Raw genomic sequence first — 21,400 nt, 5'->3', positions numbered from 1 at the left:
CGGTGATGTTGATGGCCATACCGGCTGTTACGACGGAGGAACGAGCATTGATCAAAAGTTACCTGCTGCTGATGTTTATCCATAAGGTGTTTGAAAGGGATTGCCGAATCATTCAGGAGAGCGGTGTCTTCAAGAGCCCTCAATTGTATGTAGAGGTTGTGGGGAACGGAGCCAAGCGGGCTGCTGTGCTTCTTCGTGAGGTGAAGCAAGAATTTACCAAGCGGGCGATCAAGGTGTATGATATCGGGCAAAACCAGGAAGGAATCCAGGCGCGATATGCATGTCGTGGTTACATTGGTTCGATGAACATTCTATGGCCATCCTTCCGTGAGGAGATGATGGACCGCATGCGAGCCTATCTTGGACTGGTCTCGCCCGAGACCGAGTCCTCTATGCAAGCCCATCCTCCTGCCGCTGTTTCCGCCCGCTAAATCGCTGCCCCTTAAACAGAGAATAACCGTCTCCCCCTGAACAAGATTGCTCCGGTGAGACGGTTATTGGTGATCGCGAATCAATGAAGATTATGCTGCACGCGGGTCAGTCCCTGCGAGAGAGCATGTCCCGCGCTGGCGGCAGACGCCACGGCTACAGCCTCCATAATCTGCGCATCCGAGGCTCCCTTCGCACGAGCTTCCTCCATATGATAGAAGGTACACAGCTCATTATTGGCAAACAGTCCGATCCCCAGTGCGATCAGCTGCTTCGTTCGCTCATCCAGCTCGCCATCCTGAAAGCAAACGCCGGTGAACTGATGATACGCCTCTGCCATATCCGGCATGCTCTGCTTCAAATTCAGAATTTCATTCTTATAAGCCGAAACCTTGTCATTGGACATTTCCATAACCTAAAGCACCTCTTCCACAAAAATTTGATGCGAGGTTAAGTTGTCCGACGAGTGCGAGATCTATGCCTACTCTTCGATCGGGCTTACTCTTGGATCTTTTTTAAGCTGGTAGCTGTAGCGGCGGTCCAGTTTAACGACCCGCCGGTTTCTGCGGCGTATAATGACCTGTTCGGGGTCCCAGGCTACGACAAAGCCTATAATATCATTGGTCTCCAAGCCATCCCGCACAACCCGGACCAATTCGCCGGAGAGCCTAAGCTCATCAAGTCTTTCATCGCTAATCATCACCATACCTCCTTCATAAACTTACTGTGCAAAAAAAGACCTAAATGAGATCATTTAGGTCTTTTGAATGCGTTGCGATATCGACAAACATCCCGACTAAGAGATGTTCTATATACCCATTAACGCTGTGCCGGCTCGATACTGTCATTCTTCTCGTACCAAAAATCCAGAACGGTTGAAGACATGACGCGCTTTTCGATATATTCTACCTGCTGAGGCGTAAACTGTTCCTTCCACTCGAAGGAAACCTCCTCACACAATCCGGCAATCGTCAGCAGTTCTGACCAGGCAACATAGCGTTTGTACCAGAAAAACTGAGGATGTTCAATCATATAGGGATATAGATCATCAAACTCCGTATGTTTACAATCCAAAGCACGTTCAAAATGTACCTTTGCTTCATTCAGCTTCTCAATCAAAAACGGCTCGGTTACAGGTTGTTTCCCCATGGTGCTGCCTCCTCTCTCTTGCCTACCTCTTTATTATAAGCGAAAATCACGGAGGCGAAAAGATTTTGTTGTGATTTTAGGCTGAAATGCATTTAAATTCGTCTACGAATTTCCATGATTACGCACGCCAAAGGCCAGGGTACAAACGTTCATGACTTAAGGCCTACCTTTCAGCTCTATCCTGTCATGCCATAAGCGCTTGATATAATCCTGATCCTAGCTGAACGTAATCTTGCCGTCCTCAAGCGACGATATGGTGACAAGCGACTCCACATGAACATTCTGTTCGCGCAGCGTTCTCGCTCCGGCCTGGAAACTCTTTTCAATCACAACGCCAAGCCCGATTAATTCCGCCCCTGCCCGTTCAATGATCTTGATCAGGCCTCTTGCAGCGTCTCCGTTCGCGATAATGTCATCAATAAAGAGCAATTTATCCCCTTCACCGATAAACTGGCGCGATACCATAATGTCCGTGACAATGCCCTTGGTGAAAGACGGAACCCGCTCACATAAGGCGTCTGGATCGGCGAGCAGCGTTTTTTTGCGCCGGGCGAATACCATGGGGACTCCCAATTCAAGCGCCGCGGCAAATGCAACAGAAATGCCGGAGGATTCCAGCGTCACGACCTTGGTCACGCCGCTCTCTTTAAATCTCGCCGCAAATTCCCGGCCCATATCCATAATTAAAGCCGGGTCCACTTGATGCGTCAGCAGGGCATCCAGCTTCAGCACCTGATCCGACAACACGACACCTTCTTTGATGATCCGCTCCTTCAACCAATCCATCCCAAAGACCTCCCACGATTCCTTTGTCGTAAAAGTAACATATTCCTCCCTGTACGGCAAGTACAAACGGATACTCCGTCATTTAACTGTACGGTTTCCGTCATCATTCCTGACATTGATCTCCGCTGCCTGGCACTAATCATGGGTCATGCCTCCAGCCAAGGACCTGGGACAGGTAGGAGTCATGTCCCAGCTGAGCCAAGCATACCTTGTACTATGCAGACGATTAACTTTCAAGGGGGATGCGGGGCTTGCGTAATTCTATTCGTGTTTTACAGATCGCCTTTACATATATCGGAACCATCGTTGGCGCTGGCTTTGCTACCGGACGGGAAATCCTTCAATTCTTTACCCAATATGGTCACTGGGCTACCCTTACCATTCTGCTTACGACAGGACTATTCATTTGGCTCGGAACGAAAATCATGACGATATCCAGGCGGATCGGGGCCAAATCCTTTGAGGACTTGAACAAATTCCTGTTTGGAGAGAAAGCCGGCGTGTGGATCAGCCTCTTTATGTTTATCATTTTGCTTGGAGTCAACAGCATCATGCTTGCCGGCGCGGGCTCTGTTTTTGTGGAGCATCTAAATTTGAGTTACCAGACCGGGTTGTTTGTCACGATGATCGGAACCTATTTCATTCTCAGAAAAGGCATCCAGTCCATCATGACGATGAATAGTCTCGTTGTGCCCATGATGCTAACCTTATCGCTTGCGATTATTTCTCAGACGATTCAAACGCCGGGTGCCACCCGATTCTTAACCTTAACTACGGACCACAGCCTGCCTTCGGTTTGGCTTGCACCCCTGCTCTACACCGCCTTTAACCTGGTAATGGCGATGCCGGTGCTGGTCCCGCTCGGGAGCCAGACCGAAAGCGCCCGCACCGTAACCTGGGGAGGCATCATTGGAGGTACGGGTGTAGGCTTTATGCTGATGGCAGCACATTTTGCGATGTCCGCCCATATGCCCGGCATTGCCCAATTCGAAATCCCGATGGGCAGCATCGCCAACCAGCTGGGCTGGCTGGTGCAGATCATCTATCTCATTCTGATCTTCCTTGAAATTTTCAGCACCTTCGTGGCGAATATCTACGGCATTACCCTACAGGTTCAGCAGCGAACCTCGCTCTCCCCCAGAGTGATTACCCTTGGTATCATGGTGTTCTGTTATTTTTTCAGCCAGTTCGGATTCAGTTCCTTGCTCTCTCTCCTCTACCCGATGTTCGGGGGATTGTGTCTGCTCTGGGTGCTCCGACTGACTTTGTTCGGAATCCCCGAAATCAGGGGGAAATAAAGGGGCTTTCCCAAAGGATGGTAAATCTGCCTTTGGGAAGCCCCCTTCTTATGTCTGCATCGTGATGAATTGTGCATTGGGTATGCGTTCCATGGTTTGCTCCGCAACATGTCGATGACACGTCATCATGACGATTTGCCGGTCTTGCGACAATTCCGCGAGAAGCTCGAGCGCATGTCCGAGCCGTTCCCCGTCAAAATTAACAAACAGATCATCAAGCAATAACGGCAACCCCGCCGCATGCGGCATCGATTGGATCAAACCGAGCCGCATCGCCAAATATAACTGCTCCGCCGTGCCGCGGCTTAGCTTGCTGCTCTCCACCCATTCACCAGTCGGGCGTTCTGCCAGCAGGCTCTGATCCCCCATCCGCATGACAATCCGGCTGTACATGCCGCCGGACAGTATGGAGAAGTACCGGGATGCCAGCTGCAGCACCTGCGGCTGTTTCTCTTCCTCGTACATGCGGCGCGTGCGTTTGATAAATTCGGAGGCCATCGAACGCACCGCATATTGCGAGACTAATTCCCGCAGGGCCGATCGCTGCTCCTCCAGCTGCTGCAGGGCGGAATCCTGATTTCCCGCTGCTTCCAGTGACTCTCTCTCCTGAAGCAGCCGCCCCCGCCGTTCCTGGAGCTCGTCCCGCAGGCGGAGCGCGGCGGATACGGCTTCCTCCTTCTTGATGCATTGTGCTTCAAGTTCCGCACCATCCGTCAGCTCCAACAGCTGTTCAAGCTGCCGGCGACCCGCATCATCCCATCCGCTGAACATGGTAATTTCGTGATGGCGGATCGTGCGAACAAGTTCCTCACGGCGCTTCGCAGCAGCTCCCATACGAAGAAAGATTTCTTCGTCTGCCGATTGGGACGATGCAATCAGAGCCGCTTTGCGCAGCTGCAGCCCTTCCCGCTCCTCTGCAATCGCAGCCCCCTCTTTGCGCAGCTCTTGTATTCGCTCTGCAAGAGCCTTCCTCTGTCTTGAGTCCTCTTGATAGGTCTTCCATCTGGAATGGACGTTGCCGAGCTCAGCGACGGCTGGGATTCGGCTGCCGTTAGCGTCTCCTTGGGGATCCGCCGCAAAGATCTCATTGCATTGGATGATGTAATCCTCCGCCTCTTTTAACAGCACGTCCATTTTCACTCCAAGCGATTTCTGCTGCCGGGTCAGCTCCTGCCCCTGCTCCACTTTGACGAATACGTCCAGCATCACGTCAGGCGACAGACTCTGCGGGAGTGATCGGGACATAAGCCAATCCTCCCACTGCCGTTCCAGCTCCAAATATCGCTTCTCTTCCTGATCAATGGCGCCCTGAACCGTTTGTAGTTCAGCCGCTTGCAGCGCAGCCTTCTCCTCAGCCGCCGCACAATCGGACGTCAAACGATCAAGCCGCTGCCTCCATGCTTGCCAGCCCTCCATCACGGATCGAAGCTCGCGCATCTGCGCCTCCACCATGAAGGGGTCGCGAGCGAGAGCTGCGTTTTTGTCCCTTCGACTGCCCGGAATCGTGCTTGCTGCAGCCGCCGCGTAAGGAGCAGAGACGAGCCTGGAATAGAGATGATCTACATGCTCCGTTCCCTGCCCGTCTTGAACCTGGGTCTCATTCGAAGCCGCACCATAAACCTCCCGGCTGCGTTGACCGCTCCAGAAAACATAACCCATACCAATCAGCATCACGATACCTGAGACCACGGCGGCTTCCGTGGTTGCCGTCCATAACAATACGGCTACCAGTAGGAATGTCATAACAGCCATTCCCGCCAACAGACCCGCGTACATCTGAGGGAATCTGTCCCTCGACGACTGACGCGTGGAAGCAGGCTCAGGCTGAGTCCGGGTCAATCGCCGTTCACGCCAACGCTCGATCTCCAGCTGCAGCTGATTCCACAGTGCGGCGGTCTCCTGGGGCGCTGCCGGCTTAATCATGGCAAAAGCCTCTTGTCCCCGGTCCATCTCCTCGCGCAGCTGCCGCCTGGCTTCTCGCAGCGCCGATTCGGCTGCCGCTGCAGAACGCTGGGCCCCGCGCTGTTCAATGAACAGCGCCTCCATCCGGCGATCATACCCGGCAAAGGCCGTACTGATTCGCCGTACCTCCTCGCGCTCCGAGGTGGATAAAGGCAGAGCCAGCAGCTCTTGCCGGGTCCATGCCGGATCAATTTCCCGAAGCAGCTGTTCCAGCCGAATCTCTTGAGATTTATATTCGGCCGTAAGTTCGGCAAGCTCCCGGTTTCCGGCTTCGTGCAGACTTCGTTTCGCCCACAGCTCCTCAATCCAATCGCCATACTGTTCCATGAAACCATTCAAGGGGAGAGCGCTCAGCTTATGCTCCGCATCCTCGATCGCCCGCTCGGTGCGAATCAACTGGGCGAGGAGAAGGCGCTCCTCCTCCTGTATCTTTTCGTAGCGGGTGATTCCATCCGGAGGAAAGTTGTCACTGTCCATCAGTTCCTTCAATTCCAACCTGGCCTCACGCCATTCCAGCCAAGCCGGACGAATCTCCTGCGCTTTTCGAAGCAGCGACAAATCCTCGGCGTCCCGGGTACGATCCTGCTCCAGCAGGCTCAACCGTTCCTGTATTTCCAGAATGGATGTAACGGTCTCGTTATAGCGGGGAACGAAAGTCCGGCTCTCCGAAACCTGGGTTCTTAAATGCTCGATGGACTGCAGCAGCTTAGCGGTATGCTGAACCTTTCCGCGCGGCTTATACAGCTTGTCCATCTCCTGGGACAACTTGCGTTCGGCCTCCAGTATATTGCCCCCGCCGCCGATTCCGGCATGGAACAGGTAACCGCTCATCTCGGCAGATTGCAGACTGCGGATTTCCTGCAGCTCGCTTAACGAAATGGCAAACAGCTGACGAAACATATCCCTGGACACGCCGCCCAAGGCATATTGTTCCAGCTCCTGTTGTCCAAGCTCGATTACGATCCCGTTATCCGCTAGTTTATGAATATGTACGCGCTCGCCTCTGCCGGTGGCTGAATGTCCTTCTCTGGAACGGCTGTAGCGCCGGATCACCCAAGGCACTCCCTCCTTATCCAGTAAACGCAGCTCGCCGCCGTGAACGCCTTCCCCCGAAGGTTCGCCGCGTTCTGCCGGCGAGCCCTTGCCCGGAAATCCGTACAGCATGGCTCTGATAAAATACAGGACGCTGCTCTTTCCCGCTTCATTCGGCCCATACAGCACGGTTACAGGAGCATCGATCGCAAGGCTCTTGTCCCGGACGGCTCCGAAGCCTTGAATGTTCATCCGCTCTAGTCTCATATACCGGCACCTTCCCCTTGCGAACGGTCGCGGAGCAATAACCCTAAGGTCAGTTCCTCTGCTCTACTTACCCAATCCAGCATTTCCTCGGGACTGATCTCGTCCAGCAAAGAACGGATTTCCGCGTGCTCGAGCAGAGGCTCCAGGCTCTTGGCAACAACCCCGTCAGGATCTTGAACCCGTCCCTGTTCTCCTCGAACAAGACGAAGCAAGTCCCCTGCAAAGCTGTCTTCCGCAAGCAGCCTCTGCCTGTCGATCGCGTCCCCGGAATGAAGGGAGAAGCTCTCGATCCAGACGCATCCCCGATAGCCGCATGTCTGCCCCTTCGCGGCCTCTCTTCTCCGCAGATCGGTCAGCAGCTCATCGAGCACATATCCGCCTTCAAGCTGACGATGAACCGGACCTCGTCCGGTAATCCGAACACGGATCATGCTCAGTCCATCCGCGTACGCTGTGGCTATTTCGTTCAGAATGGATTCCAGCGAGCGTCTCCATTCATCGACATCCTGACAGGAATCTAGTGGCGCTTCAACGATGTTCCAGCGCATGGAATCGAGCTCATGGAAGCTCAGCTTTGAGTTGAAGTCCCCATCCACATCGACGATATAACATCCCTTGGGCCCCGTCTCCCGAACATGACGTCCCTGGATATTGCCCGGATACACAATATAAGGAGATTCCTGCAAGGTTCGACGGGAGTGAATATGTCCGAGCGCCCAATAATGAAATCCGGCCTGGATCAGCTCCCTTTTTGTACAGGGTGCATAGGTTTCGTGCTGGGGATCCCCATCCACATTCGCATGCAGAAGTCCGATATGGTAGAGCCCGGATGACGGGGCAGGATAGCGTACCGCAATATTATCCGTGACCTTCGAGGTCGGGTACGACATGCCGGCGATGACCGCCACTTCTTGACGATCCGATCGGCGAACAGCCGTTACGCTTGCAGGTTCGGCCCCAAACACATGGACATGGGAGGGGAGCGTCATGGACAGCTTGGTGCTGTCCAGCGGATCATGATTGCCATGGATCGCATATACCGCAATCCCTTCCATTCCCAGACGGTTAAGGGAATCCAGGAAGCGAAGCTGCGAGCGCAGCGAAATGTTGGAGCTGTCGTAGATGTCCCCGCTGATGACGATAAAATCAACCTGCTCGTCGATGGCGAGTTTAACGAGGCGCTCCAGCGCCCTGAACGTAGATTCCTGTACGAACGACCGCAGCTTGTCATCGAGTCCGCTTATGCCGATAAACGGACTGTCCAGATGTAAATCTGCAGCATGCATAAATCGAAAAGAAGTCATAACGATCCCTAACTCTCTATCTTAGGTTGAAATTTCAAATACATTTTTTTCAGTTCATTCACGGATCTGGACAGGGAGTATTGATTCTTCGCCTTATCCGAAGCGGTCCGGGCGAGCTCGTAACGATAGAGCGGATCGCTGATGACCTTCTCAAGGGCAACGCTGAGTGCCATCGGATCCTCCGGCGGTACCAGCAGGCCGTTTACCCCATCCTCAATCTGCTCGGCGATGCCGCCGACATCGGTGCCTACCAGGGCAAGACAGCTGAGTGCCGCTTCTGCGAACACCGAGCCGAACGCCTCCGCTCTTGAAGGCAGTACAAAGATATCAAAGAACGGCATGAACTCTTCAGGATGCAGCGTATATCCGTAAAAAATCGTCTCCTGGTAGATGCCGAGTGTTTTGGCCATCTCCTCGAGCTCCTGACGGGAAGGTCCGTCGCCGATAATATGAAGGACGTAATCATATCCTTTGCGTTTCAGTTCGGCGCAGGCTTGGAGCAGAATGTCCAACCCTTTTGCAGGTACCAGACGGCATACTGTAATCAACTGCGGAACCGCATTTTCATGAGGCACCGGTTTAAATCGTTTATCATCAAATCCGTTATGGATGACCCCGATCGATTCGGGCGTATTCACGTACGGAGCCATGTAATCCTTGAAGGAGTTCGACACCGTCAGCAGACGGTCGCTGATATGCTCAAGCTCCTTATATAAAGAGACCAGAAATCTGTGCTCCAGCCCTCCTTCTTTGATTCTTCCGTTCAGGATGAGCTCGCGCTCGTAACTGGAATGCACGGTTTGGATGAGCGGAACCTCAGGGAATACGGCTTTCATCGACATGCCTGCAATCGGATGATGGCTATGGATAAGATCATAAGGCTTTTGAAGACGCAGACGTGTCCACCACAGGTAATCCCGGTAGGTCTGAAGGTATTTGGCTACGATCGGACTGTCTTCGAACTCTTTCCAATCAAAGGTGTGGAATATCGGATCCTCCTGGCCTTTGTTGCGGATCCGCTTGGGCAGCCAGAACATCTCCATCTCCCAACGGGAGGAATGAAAACGCTCCTGCAAATAAGGAATCATGGACGAGACGCCGCCCGGCTGTTCAGGAGGGAAGAATAATGCTTGAAGAAGTTTCATGGGGATCCCCCTTTCTCTAAATCTCTTTTCAGATTCTTTTTCGATATGATATATTAGAACATATGTTTCATGCAAAGGAAACCTATCCCTACTCAGGAGTGAATCGATTTGTCCTATGAATTGAGCTACTGGTCCACTTCTCCACTACCCACCATATTTGCTGTATGCGGAGCTTATATCGCGCTCATGATGCTGATCATGTGTCTCTTTATGTACAGCAAGCAGCGCAAGAATGCTTACATATATATGGCGGCAGCCTTCTTCTTCATTATGACATACGAGGGTATGAACATCCATTCAGCTTGGACGGGAAAACCTGTTTTTTCACCGGAATCGGACGTCCTCCGTTTCATTCAGCTTTTTTCGTTTGTCCTGCTGAACGTCTCGGTTGTCATGCTGTACCGTAAAATCAAGACCATGCATTATTGGCTTCCCTTGTTGTCAGCCCTACTTCTTATGCTTCCGCTCATTCTTCCCTCATTTCTTCCTTACACCCTGGACCCGATATGGCAAAGCATATATTTTGATGGTTTTCAGCTCGTTTCGTTCTACCTGGCTTATACCCAAGTCACCCCGCGAATCGGACAGCCGATCAAGTATGCGATTGGACTTGCCGTTTACGCTTTCTCGGCTATTCTGCAAGCCATACATACCTATTCCGGCAGTCTGTCGCCCGTTCTTCAGGGACTGGCACTCGCGCTGCCAGTGCTCTTCTACAGCATCGTGTTCTTTATCCTGTTCAGACGCATTGTCGAGCTGATGCAGTCCATCTACCGGTCCGCCATAACGGACGGATTAACAGGGCTCTACAACCGCAGGCATTTCATGAAGTATCTGGACCATTACGCGTCTCAGGAATTGAAGATATCCGCGATCTTCTGCGACATCGACAATTTCAAGAAGCTGAATGATACCCAGGGCCATGCCAGAGCCGATGAAGTGCTGAAGCAGGTCGCCGCCATTATGGAGGAAGAGCTTGAAGGTATCGGAATTACCGGCCGGTATGGCGGTGAGGAATTGGTCGCCCTGGTGGTTGACCGTAAAGTCAAACCCGCCCAGGTCGCCGAAAACATCCGTGCCAGGGTGGCAAGCGAGAGCATCGTGACCATCAGTATCGGCTACAGCATACTGCGCAAAGGCGTTCGCGGCGATGAACTCATGAAGCAGGCCGACAAAGCGATGTATCATTCCAAAACGACCGGCAAAAACAAGGTGTCCGATTACCGGTCATTAAAAACCTCATCAACCGAACCAACGGAATCCGCCGGATAACACAGGCGCAGGCTGCCCACTATATGAAGTGGGCGGTCTTTTTTTTGCTTGACATTTCTTTACTACGCCTGCGGCAACGTGATAAACTAATGACCGATTCCTTAATGCCAGAGAAAAAAAGAACTCTGAACTGGGTTTTTTGCCTTAACTACAGCATGTACCTTATTCTAAAGAAGGAGCAATATAACGAATGAGAAAGGAACTATTGCCTGTTGGCTTTGTCGCCAGCATGAATGATATTCTCGGGGATGCCTCGTGCGATTTTTGGGACAGCTACGATTTGCCCCGCACCCACGGGCTGCGTCTTAACCAGCTGAAAGCGGTTCATGCCGCAGACAGCGTAAAAAACCTCATCCGGCAATTCCAGCTGACGCCGGTTCCCTGGTGTGACACCGGATACTATTATGATGAAAGCCTGCGTCCAGGCAAACATCCCTATCATGCTGCTGGACTATATTATATTCAAGAGCCCTCGGCAATGTCCGCGGTCGAGCTGTTGAACCCTCAGCCCGGAGAGACCGTCCTGGATCTTGCGGCAGCTCCTGGCGGCAAGACAAGCCATATTGCCTCCAAGATGATGGGCAGGGGACTGCTTGTCTCCAATGAGATCCATCCCGAACGGGCTCGGATTCTGGCCGAGAACGTGGAACGTATGGGAATTATGAATACCGTCGTTACGAGTGCGGCACCGGATCAGCTATCCCGCCGTTTCGTTGCCTGCTTTGACCGGATCATGCTTGATGCGCCATGCTCCGGTGAAGGCATGTTTCGAAAGGATGCCGCTGCGATTGAGGAATGGTCTCCTGAACATGTGGATCTGTGCGTTGCCCGGCAGTGGGACATTGTCCAGGAGGCGTACCGGATGCTCAAACCGGGAGGAACCCTGGCTTATTCCACCTGTACGTTCAACACGGCGGAGAATGAAGAGATGATTGAGCGCATTCTTTCGCAGTATCCCGATATGGAGCTGCGTGAAATGAAGCGCTTGTGGCCCCACTTGGAGCGGGGGGAGGGGCATTTTGTTGCTATCTTGGTCAAATCGGCGGCTCCCGAAGCTTTAAATGAAGACCTCGGTTACTCTGCGGTCAGCAGTAAATCCCCGGCTAAATCAAACCGAGGCAGCAAACACACGCCTGCGCTTTCCGCCCTGACTGCATTTCAAGATTGGGCGAAGCAGGACATCCCAGGATTTGAGCTTAACGGCGGTACTCCGATATTGTTCGGTGAGGAACTGTACTGGCTTCCGGTCAGTGAGAGCTTGGCATGGAATGACAAGCAGCTAAAAGGATTGAAGATGCCGCGTGCAGGTCTGCATCTGGCTCATCTGAAGAAGAACCGAATCGAACCGGCACATGCCCTCGCCATGTCCTTGCATCCTGGCCCAGCTGCCCGCAGCTGGGATCTGCCTTCAGATTCAGCCGAGGTAGCTGCTTATTTGCGGGGAGAGGTGCTCTCCATTCCTTCCGAATACCGGGGATGGACGTTGGTGACCACGGATGGATTACCTCTGGGTTGGGGCAAAGCCAGCGGCGGACAGCTCAAGAATCACCTGCCCAAAGGCTTGCGAAATCCCAAGTAACCCTTCCGAACCGAATACCGATGGAACATAACCATGTATAACATACGTTCAAACGCGTAAAAAAGGGCTGTCTCTCTGCATAAACAAACAGAGAGACAGCCTTCACTATATCCACCTAACCAAACCGAACGCTTTTTTACTCATCATAGGCTGCATCCTTAACTTCTAAACAGCAGCAGCTTTTTCCGGTAGGTCCGATTCTCCTCACATGACATGCTTTTTTTCGCTCAATGCTTAAATCCCAAACTCCTCATTCATATCTTGCAATCCCTTACGTTCAGCTCTCGACCGGGGCCGTCCGTTCCTTCGCTGGATTCGAGGCGGATGGTCTACGAAACGTAGACGCCGCATCGGCATCCCGAATCCATAACGCCGCTCCAGCACCGATGAGCAGGAAGCCTGCAGCCCCGAGCAATGCTGCTCGATATGCCATCAGATTCGGCTCCACCTCCCCTGTCGCGCTCATAGTCCCCGTACCAACGGCAGCCAAGATGCCTGACAGAACGGCCAGCCCTATCGCAGGACCAAGCCTGTTCTGCACCGTGAACCAGGTCGAAGCGCGTCCCATCGAAGCAGGCGGGATGGTGGCAAAGGCCGCAATCTGAACAGCTCCCACCGTTTGCCCGAGGAAAATTCCCACGCCAAACAGCAGCACCCGTATAAACCACGGATTCGTCCCGGCATCTACCAAGCTTAGCATGATGAAGATAAACGCGGTGGCCACCAATCCCATCATGATCACCCGTCTTGGACCGAGTCTTGGATACGTCCAGGGTACGAGCTGCGAGGCAACCATAAGTCCGATGGCTTCGGGAAACGTCGTCAGCCCCGTATCCAGCGCGGACACATGCAGGGCGTTCTGATACATCAAAGGGAATACGTACAGCATACCCAGCAACCCTGCCGAAGCGCACATCGCGATGAAACCCGTCGTCCGAAACAAGCGATTCCCTAGCAGCCGCAAATCCAACAGCGGTTTTGGAGTTCTTAGCTCTACCCTCACCAGCGCAGCAAGGAGCAGGATGCCAGCCAAGCCGGCGCTCCATACTTGCGGGGCGTTCCACCCATGCAGCGGACCCTGGCTCAGGGCATACATGACCAGCGCAAGACCCGGCGCGGACAGCAGCAAACCCGGCACATCCAGTTTGCCGGCATCCGGCTCTCGATGTTCCTTCAGCCAGAATAGACCGAACACTATCGCGGGAAAACCAATCGGCAAGCTCACGTAGAAGATCCACCGCCAGGTCAAATACTCAAGGAGCAGACCGCTCACAATCGGTCCGACTGCAGGCGCAATCGCAATGGGCAGGATGAGAGCCCGGGAGATTTTCGCGCGTTCCTCCGGCGGGAACATGCGGAACAACATCGCCATGCCGACGGGGGTCAGCAAGCCGCCGCCGATGCCTTGGATCACGCGAAACAGGGTCAGCGTTGCCAAGCTGTCAGCAAAGCTGCACAATACAGATGCACCCGTGAAAAGAGACAGGGCCAAGAGGAACGTTCGCTTGGTTCCCCATGTATCGCCAAGCCAGCCCGCCATCGGCAGAACGATGGCTAAACTGACCAAATAACCGACATTCAGAACCCCGGATGCCGCAGGCGGCACTTCAAGCTCCCGGCTGATCGTCTGAAGAGCCACGTTCAGCACGGTGGCGTCCATAGCAACCACAAACATCGCTGCCACATAAACGATGCATAATACCTTTTTCGGATTCAGCCCATGGCTCATGACCTAGATTCCGGTGTTGACCCGGCGTCGGCATACAGGCTCCGCGGCCGTAAATCGACCCAGCTCTCGTTGATATAGGCGACGCATTCCTCCCGTGTGGTAAGTCCCAGAACCTGATTCCAGCCGGCCGGAATAGCCGCGAAACCCGGCCAGAGCGAATATTGGCCCTCATGGTTCATCAGTACAAGCAACTTGCCGTCGGCTTGCTCAAAAGGATTGGTCATGGATGAGTTCCCTCCTGTCCGTCGTTGTCACTGTTTTAGGTGCCATTTCCTCAAGCTTGCTTAGAATGCACTTGCCGATATAATCCAGTGGACCCGGCTGGCATAAATCCTTATGCCGGCATTCGATGTCGTGCCGCTCGATGTTGCCGCCCACATAAGGCTCCCACATCTCCGGTTCAATGGGGTCGAACCAATCGGGGATGATGGTGGAGTGGAAGAATAACATGTCTCCCTCAAACCGCTTCGGAACGTAAGCCTTTAACAATTGAACCGAATTTTCATAGGTTGTCTTCAAATTCATGATCGTCTCTTCCTCAAGGGACGAGAGCGCGCTGCTCTCGTTACGCAGCAATTCAAGGGCGGCCGCTATCGTTAACGGCGCGTCCCCAAGACCCGCTTCAATGCTTTCCCTGTCAAAGCCTCCAAGCGCCAGCAGCGCGGTCAAAGCCTCATCTTCATCGGGTTTATCCTTGATCGGCAAATAATGACTTGGATAAGCATCCAGTATGGCTAGCAATTCAATGTCTTCATCCGCTTCCTGCAGCTGTACCGCAATCGACTGAGCGACATTGCCGCCCAAAGACCAGCCGAGCAGTCGATATGGCCCCGTTGGCTGAAGGGAACGGATATGATTGATGTAATCTGCCGTCATCTCTTCCAGTGATTCCGGCAGCTCCTCCGCCTGGGCAATTCCCCTTGCCTGCAGGCCGTATATCGGATAATCCATGCCGAGATGCTTCATTAAACCGGCGTAGCACCAGCTTAATCCTCCTGCCGGATGCACGCAGAACAGCGGAATTTGATCTCCATGCGACCGAAGCGGAAGCACGACCTGCAGCGCACTGTTGCCGCCGCCCATCTCAAGCTTGTCGACAAGTCCCGCTACGGTAGGCGCTTCGAATAAAGCTGCTATGCTTAATTCTTTGCCAAGGGCTTCGCGAACCCGGCTGATGAGCCGGACCGCCAACAAAGAGTGACCGCCGAGCTCGAAGAAGCTGTCATCGATGCCGACCCGCTTGGCGCCGAGTATTTCGGCAAACAGCTCGCATAACACTTCCTCCTGCGGCGTTCGCGGATTGCGCCCATCCGCATCCGGCGCCATATCATCGGGAGCCGGCAGCGCTTTGCGATCAAGCTTTCCGTTAGGCGTAAGCGGCAGCTTGTCCATACATACGAATGCCCATGGAACCATGTAATCAGGAAGCAGCGAGGCGACATAACGGCGCAGCTCCGTACCCGAAAGCGACTCACCGGGCTTGCCGACAACATAAGCTGCAAGCCGCTGGTCTCCGGGCCGATCCTCACGCACCATGACGGCCGCCTGCGAGAGAGCCACATGACGGATGAGAACCGATTCGATCTCGCCAAGCTCGATCCGGAAGCCGCGTATTTTCACCTGGTGATCGGACCGTCCCAAAAAATCCAGGGTGCCGTCAGTAAACCGTCTTGCCAAGTCGCCGGTCCGGTACATTCTTGTCCCCGGCGGACCGTATGGATCCGCCACAAACCGGTCGGCAGTAAGGTCGGGTCGACCCCAGTACCCGCGTGCCAGTCCTGCGCCGGCAACATACATTTCCCCGATGACGCCATACGGAACGGGCTGAAGCCTGGCATCGAGCACGTATACCCGCAGATCCGGGATCGCTTCACCGATCAGGCTGCCTGCTCCCGGCAGCGCAAGGCTTTGATTCAATTCCTTATAGCTGACATGCACGGTGGTTTCCGTAATACCGTACATGTTGATCAGACGCGGGGCATCGTCGGCATGACGCCGATACCAATCCGTGAGCCGTCCAAGCTCCAAGGCTTCACCGCCGAACACAACATACCTCAGTGACAGTTTCTGCCCTATCCCCGCCTGCTCCCGATCCGCCTGAATCAATGGATAGAACGCCGACGGAGTCTGATTCAGCACAGTCACGCCTTCCCGGATCAGCAAGCTTAACATTTCTTCAGGCGATCTGCTGACCGTATGCGGAACAACGACGAGCCGACCGCCGTACAAGAGCGGCCCCCATATTTCCCATACCGAGAAATCGAAGGCATACGAATGGAATAAAGTCCATACATCGGTCTCATCAAATTGAAACCAATGCCGGGTAGAGTCGAATAGCCGGATGACATTCTGATGCGGCACGAGCACGCCCTTCGGTTTGCCGGTGGAACCGGAAGTATAAATGATATAAGCGGCATTCTGCGGCATAAGCAGCCCGAGGCGCTCGCGGTCGCTTGGATTCTCCTTGGAATAACCCTGCAATCGCAAAGCTTGTTCAGGCTCATCGACGACAACACACATGAATCGTGCGTAACTCGGCAGCTGGTTTATCACGTGAATGCTCGTAATAACGCATACCGGACAAGCATTCTCCATCATGTAAGCCAATCGATCCTCCGGGTACTCCGGATCCAGAGGAAGGTAAGCGGCTCCCGCTTTAAGCACGGCCAGAATGCCGATGACCATATCCACCGAACGCGGCAGGGCAAGAGCTACGATCTGCTCCGTGCCGACGCCTGATGCAATCAGCAAGTGAGCCAGCCGATTGGCGCGCTCGTTCAGCTCTTCATAACTCAGAGACTGGCCGTCATGGATAATCGCAATCGATTGAGGCGAGCGGCTGACCTGCGCTTCAAACCGCTGAGGCAAGGTTGCCTGCTCGGTGACCGGCAGCGGAGCACTCCATTGTCGCCGGATTTCTTCCCGTTCATGAGCGGTTAAAACATCCAGTTTGCTGATGGTTTTACTCGGTTCAATGACAGCACTTTCCAATATGCGCACGTATCGTTCCGCCATCGCTTCCGCCGTGCTGCGCTCGAACAAATCCGAGCTGAATTCAATGAAGCCGTCCACTCCGTCCGGTTCGCCGTTCCTATCACGCCGCTCGGTCAGTTCGAAGGTTAAATCGAACTTCGCCGTGCCCACGCTTTGCAGCTGCAGCCTTGAGGTGATTCCCGGAAGCTCAAGCGAAGTTTCCGGCGTGTTCTGCAGCACGAGCATTACTTGGAAGAGTGGATGTCTCGCCCGGGAACGCGGCGGGTTCAGTGTCTCGACAAGCCGCTCGAACGGCACATCCTGATGCTCGAAGGCTGCCAGGCTCTTTTCCCGAACCCGTTGCAGCAGCTCATCGAACGGCGGGTCTTCCGACGTGTCCACACGAAACACAAGAGTATTGATAAAGAAACCGATTAAATGATCCAGATGGTCGTCATTCCGACCCGAGACGGGACTACCGATCGGAATGTCCGTCCCTGCGCCCAGCTTCGTAAACAGCGCAGCCATCGCAGACTGAAACACCATAAACAAAGTCGCCCTGTTGTTCTGCGCGAGCGCATTCAACTGCTGATGCAGCTCACGGGATATCGGAAACGGTACGCTTCCGCCCTGATAGCTGGCCACGGCGGGCCTCGGATAGTCGGTAGGCAGCTCCAATTGCTCCGGCAAGTCGGAAAGCGCTCCGGTCCAATATTCCAGCTGGCGGGCAATCAGGCTGTTCTCATCGCCCGAGCTGCCAAGCAGCTTCTCCTGCCAAATGGCATAATCCGCATATTGTACCGGTAACGGAGTCCATGTCGGTTCACTCCCCAGGCACCGTGCTGCGTAGGCATCCGATAGATCCCGCGTCAACGGGGTAAGCGACCAGCCGTCTCCCGCTATATGATGCAGCAGCAACAGCAGTACAAATTCTTGATCGCCCAGCTGGAACAATTCAGCCCGCAGGGAAGTTTCGGCTGCAAGCTCGAAACGGTACCTAACGGCTTCGGCCAATCGATCCGCAAGCTCTGCTTCGCTGATCTCGGTCACCATCAGCACCGGTCGTGTCCCCTCGCCATCCAAAATGTGCTGATACGAGGCCCCATCATTTTCAGGGTACACCGTGCGCAGCGACTCATGACGAGCCACCACATCACCCAGTGCCATTCGCAGCGCTGCCAGATCGAGTTCACCTGACAAGCGGGCCACAAGGGGAATATTGTAGGTCGGGCTCGGACCCTCCAACCGGTATAAAAACCATAACCGCTGCTGGGCAAACGACAACGGCAAGCGCTCGCCCCTTGCCGCAGGACGCACAGCCTGTCTTGCCGCTTGCGCATGATCGAGCCGCTTGACGAGACTCGCCGCCGTTGACGCTTCAAACAGGCTGCCAATGCTGAGCTCTACGCCGAAAGCTTCCCGGATACGGACCATGACCCGGCCGGCTAACAGAGAATGACCGCCAAGCTCGAAGAAATCATCGTCGATGGTAACCCTCGGCAAGCCCAGCACCTCACCAAAAATCGTACAAAGCATCTCCTCTTGCGGCGTTCGCGGCATACGCCCGGCCGCCAACCGAACATCAGGCACGGGCAGCGCTTTGCGATCCACCTTCTTGTTCGGCGTGAGCGGCAGCGCTTCAAGGGCAACGATCACAGAAGGCACCATATACTCGGCCAGTTTCTCTGCGGTGTAATTCCGTAAATCTGCGGTATCGATGGGGTCTGTCCCTGCTGACGACGGGACGATATAAGCCACTAGCCGGCGATCACCGATCCGATCCTCGCGAATCATGACAAAGGCCTGCTCCACTGCCGGATGAGTGACTAGCACGGACTCAATCTCCCCCGTCTCGATCCGGAAGCCGCGCAGCTTGATCTGATGATCGGCACGTCCCAAATAATCGATCCAGCCGTTCTCCAGCCAGCGGGCAAGGTCGCCGGTCCGGTACATCCTGGACCCGGGAGGACCGAAGGGATCCGCGACAAACCGTTCCGCCGTCAAGTCGGATCTTCCCAAATAGCCCCGGCCAAGCCCAGTGCCCGCAATGTACAGCTCGCCCGTTACCCCTGGTGGAACCGGGGAAAGTGAAGAATCGAGCACATACAGTCTCGTATTCCATACCGGTCCCCCGATGGATGGCTTTTCCCGTTCATGATCGAGTTTGGCCGCCGTCGAATAAATCGTTGTCTCCGTCGGACCATATTGATTGTTCACTTCGCAGTTCAGGTCTTGAAGCGCAAGCTTAAGACCGACCGGCAGCGCCTCGCCCCCGGTAATGACTTTGAGCCGTTCAAATTTTCCTGGACGGCAAGCGACAATCGACTGCCATAACGTCGGGGTCGCCTGCATGACGGTGGTCCCCGTCTCCCGCATTCGGCGTATGAGCGCCGATGCGTCGAGAATGGTATCCCGCATCACGATGTCGAGCGTCGAACCGCATGCCAGCGGCAGCAGCACCTCCATGACCGAGATATCGAATGACATCGTGGTGACCGACAGCCAGCGGTCCCGCTCCCCGATTCCCAAACGCCCGCGCATATCCGACAGCAGATTAGCAAGACCTTCGAACGTGAGCATGACCCCCTTTGGCCGACCGGTTGATCCGGAGGTATAGATCACGTAAGACGGGTGAAGCGGCAGCAGCGGACGTATGCGATCAGTATCGACAGGATTATGAAACGCCTGCTGCTCCAATCGCTGGAGAGTAGTCGGAGCATCCAGCTCGACCACGTTCTTGTCTTCCATGACAGCTGCGAAACTTCCAGCCAGTTCCTGTGTTGTTATCAAGCATGCCGGCTTCGCATCTTCAAGCATATAAGCGATACGTTCGTCCGGATAATCCGGATCTAACGGTAAGTAAGCCGCCCCAGCCTTGTGCACGGCGAGGATGGCAACAATCATATCCACTGACCGCGGAAGCGAGAGTGCCACGATCCGCTCTGGCCCTACATCACGGGCAATAAGCAAACGGGCCAGGCGATTCGCTCGCCTATTTAACTCCTCGTAACGAAGGGATAACCCTTCGCATATGACCGCCTCCGCCTGAGGAGTACGTGCAGCCTGCTCTTCAAATAATTGCGGTACGCTTAGCTGCGGCAAGGAACGGGTCGTATCGTTCCACTGAAAAAGCACCTTCTCGCGTTCTTCCGGCAAAATCAAGGCCAAGCTCCCGACGGGATCCATCAGCTCCGCTTCGGCCAAGCTGTCCAGCAAATACAAATAGCGATGTAAATGGGATTCTAACTCCTCTGCGCTATAGATCAGCGGATTGGCATCCATATCGATTCTCAGCCCGTTCCCGCCCAATCCGCCATACACGTTCATCGTCAAATCATCCACGGGACCGGACGCAAGATTGCGGACGCTGCCGCCGAAACCGCCAAAATTCAATTCCTCTGCAAAAGGCATCACATTCACGAGCGGTCCAAATAACCTGCGGTTGTCCGCAAGCAGCTTGAGATCGCGCCGGATGTCCTGATGCCGGTAGCGCTGATGCCGCTTGATCTCGCGATTCTCCCGTGCGACCTCCTGCAGCAGGTCGATCAGGCTCATATCGGGCCTAACGCGCACCCGGAGCGGCAGTAAATTCATGACCATGCCCGGAATGCGGATGGATGACGAACCTAAGCGGCACATCACCGGCAATCCAAGCACAACCTCCTCAGCGCCTGTTATACGATGTACATACAGGGCTGCTGCAGCCGCAATCACATCCGGCCAGCTTGTCCTTGCAGCTTGCGCAGCCGCCTGCCAGCGAAGCGTCGAAGAGGTCGGAAGCTGAGCCGAACGGCGCAAGAAGCTCCGTGCCGGACGCTGTGCCTGTCCCCCTAAGCTGACCACCTCCGGCTCATCGGCAAAGCGCTGCAACCAGAATTGGCGATCCGAGTCGAGCTGCTGCGACATGCGGTATGACGTATCTTCTTCCAGGATCGTCCGGAACCTGCCGAACGCTCCAATGCCGGAAGATACTCCGCCTGTTAATTCCGTGTAGAATTGGGAGACTTTTTGCAACAGAAGCGATACGCCGAATCCATCAATCACGATATGATGAATGCGTTGGTACCAATAGTAGCGATCGGCGGCGATCTTGAACAGCGCCTCCGTAAACAGCGGTCCTCGGCATAGGTCGATGGCTTGGGCAAGGTCATGCTCCATCCAGCTTTGGGCAGCAAGATGAGGATCCTCTTTCCCGCTCACATCCATCACATAAAGAGGCCAGTCAGGAGATGGATCGATCGACTGCCAAGGACCGTCTTCATCTTCGCCGAAGCGGGCATGCAAGGCTTCAGCCTCCCCCACCACTTGACGCAAAGCCTTCTCGAATAGAACCGGATCTACAGGTCCTCGAATCTCAACGCATTCCGCCGTGTTAAATATCGGATTGTCCGGGTCCAGCTGCTGGGCATACCAAATCCCCAGCTGCGCGCCGGACAGCGACCAGCGCTCCCTCTTCTGCTCAAGCATATCCATTC

Annotated in this window: 14 protein-coding genes; 4 read left to right on the top strand and 10 right to left on the bottom strand. The window is 54.4% G+C overall.

What is annotated here, in order from left to right; translation table 11 throughout:
- Window positions 1-11 precede the first annotated feature (11 nt).
- Window positions 12-431 carry a hypothetical protein gene (locus ACETK5_RS04885; RefSeq protein ID WP_100538450.1) on the top strand — a complete coding sequence of 140 codons (420 nt, stop codon included), beginning with the start codon at window positions 12-14 and terminating at the stop codon, window positions 429-431.
- Between the two features lie 80 nt (window positions 432-511).
- Here ACETK5_RS04885 and ACETK5_RS04880 read toward each other — a convergent pair whose 3' ends face one another.
- The 4 genes from ACETK5_RS04880 to ACETK5_RS04865 form a co-directional block, all read right to left on the bottom strand.
- Window positions 512-841: a carboxymuconolactone decarboxylase family protein gene (locus tag ACETK5_RS04880; RefSeq protein ID WP_100538451.1), complete on the bottom strand. Its 330-nt coding sequence runs from the start codon at window positions 839-841 to the stop codon at window positions 512-514.
- 69 nt (window positions 842-910) lie between these two features.
- Window positions 911-1,129 (bottom strand): hypothetical protein, encoded by a 219-nt coding sequence (locus ACETK5_RS04875; RefSeq protein ID WP_076325776.1) that lies wholly within the window; start codon window positions 1,127-1,129, stop codon window positions 911-913.
- Window positions 1,130-1,248: 119 nt separating this feature from the next.
- Window positions 1,249-1,578 carry a hypothetical protein gene (locus ACETK5_RS04870; RefSeq protein ID WP_071221736.1) on the bottom strand — a complete coding sequence of 110 codons (330 nt, stop codon included), beginning with the start codon at window positions 1,576-1,578 and terminating at the stop codon, window positions 1,249-1,251.
- 216 nt (window positions 1,579-1,794) lie between these two features.
- Window positions 1,795-2,364, bottom strand: coding sequence for a xanthine phosphoribosyltransferase (locus ACETK5_RS04865; protein ID WP_127591468.1), 570 nt, complete (start codon window positions 2,362-2,364; stop codon window positions 1,795-1,797).
- A 251-nt stretch (window positions 2,365-2,615) separates the two neighbouring features.
- Here ACETK5_RS04865 and ACETK5_RS04860 point away from each other — a divergent pair, with 251 nt between their 5' ends.
- A complete protein-coding gene (locus ACETK5_RS04860; protein ID WP_326119009.1) occupies window positions 2,616-3,662 on the top strand; it encodes a YkvI family membrane protein in 1,047 nt (348 codons plus the stop codon).
- A gap of 48 nt (window positions 3,663-3,710) precedes the next feature.
- On the opposite strand, the gene ACETK5_RS04855 is transcribed toward ACETK5_RS04860, so the two are convergent.
- Genes ACETK5_RS04855 through ACETK5_RS04845 form a run of 3 tightly spaced genes read right to left on the bottom strand, consistent with a single transcriptional unit; the run spans window position 3,711 to window position 9,372 of the window.
- Window positions 3,711-6,908, bottom strand: coding sequence for an AAA family ATPase (locus ACETK5_RS04855; protein ID WP_394054401.1), 3,198 nt, complete (start codon window positions 6,906-6,908; stop codon window positions 3,711-3,713).
- An 11-nt stretch (window positions 6,909-6,919) separates the two neighbouring features.
- Window positions 6,920-8,209: a metallophosphoesterase family protein gene (locus ACETK5_RS04850; RefSeq protein WP_394054400.1), complete on the bottom strand. Its 1,290-nt coding sequence runs from the start codon at window positions 8,207-8,209 to the stop codon at window positions 6,920-6,922.
- Window positions 8,210-8,235: 26 nt separating this feature from the next.
- Window positions 8,236-9,372 (bottom strand): glycosyltransferase family 4 protein, encoded by a 1,137-nt coding sequence (locus ACETK5_RS04845; protein ID WP_326113842.1) that lies wholly within the window; start codon window positions 9,370-9,372, stop codon window positions 8,236-8,238.
- A gap of 108 nt (window positions 9,373-9,480) precedes the next feature.
- Between ACETK5_RS04845 and ACETK5_RS04840 the strand changes: the two genes are divergently transcribed.
- Window positions 9,481-10,644, top strand: coding sequence for a GGDEF domain-containing protein (locus ACETK5_RS04840; protein WP_394054399.1), 1,164 nt, complete (start codon window positions 9,481-9,483; stop codon window positions 10,642-10,644).
- 190 nt (window positions 10,645-10,834) lie between these two features.
- On the top strand, window positions 10,835-12,223 hold the full coding sequence (locus ACETK5_RS04835; RefSeq protein ID WP_394054398.1) for an RsmF rRNA methyltransferase first C-terminal domain-containing protein: 1,389 nt from the start codon (window positions 10,835-10,837) through the stop codon (window positions 12,221-12,223).
- A gap of 277 nt (window positions 12,224-12,500) precedes the next feature.
- On the opposite strand, the gene ACETK5_RS04830 is transcribed toward ACETK5_RS04835, so the two are convergent.
- The 3 genes from ACETK5_RS04830 to ACETK5_RS04820 are packed head-to-tail and all read right to left on the bottom strand — an operon-like array spanning window position 12,501 to window position 21,392.
- Window positions 12,501-13,952, bottom strand: coding sequence for an MDR family MFS transporter (locus ACETK5_RS04830; protein ID WP_326113839.1), 1,452 nt, complete (start codon window positions 13,950-13,952; stop codon window positions 12,501-12,503).
- The gene (locus tag ACETK5_RS04825) at window positions 13,949-14,176 is read right to left on the bottom strand and encodes an MbtH family protein (protein WP_394054397.1); all 228 of its coding nucleotides are present in this window, start codon (window positions 14,174-14,176) and stop codon (window positions 13,949-13,951) included. The genes ACETK5_RS04830 and ACETK5_RS04825 overlap by 4 nt, the downstream gene beginning before the upstream one ends.
- Window positions 14,160-21,392 carry an amino acid adenylation domain-containing protein gene (locus ACETK5_RS04820; protein WP_394054396.1) on the bottom strand — a complete coding sequence of 2,411 codons (7,233 nt, stop codon included), beginning with the start codon at window positions 21,390-21,392 and terminating at the stop codon, window positions 14,160-14,162. The genes ACETK5_RS04825 and ACETK5_RS04820 overlap by 17 nt, the downstream gene beginning before the upstream one ends.
- Between the last annotated feature and the right edge of the window lie 8 nt (window positions 21,393-21,400).

Source organism: Paenibacillus ilasis (genome assembly GCF_043195395.1).
Lineage (GTDB): Bacteria > Bacillota > Bacilli > Paenibacillales > Paenibacillaceae > Paenibacillus_AQ > Paenibacillus_AQ lautus.
Note: the sequence above shows the minus strand (reverse complement) of the source record. Positions and strands in the feature narration are given on the sequence as shown.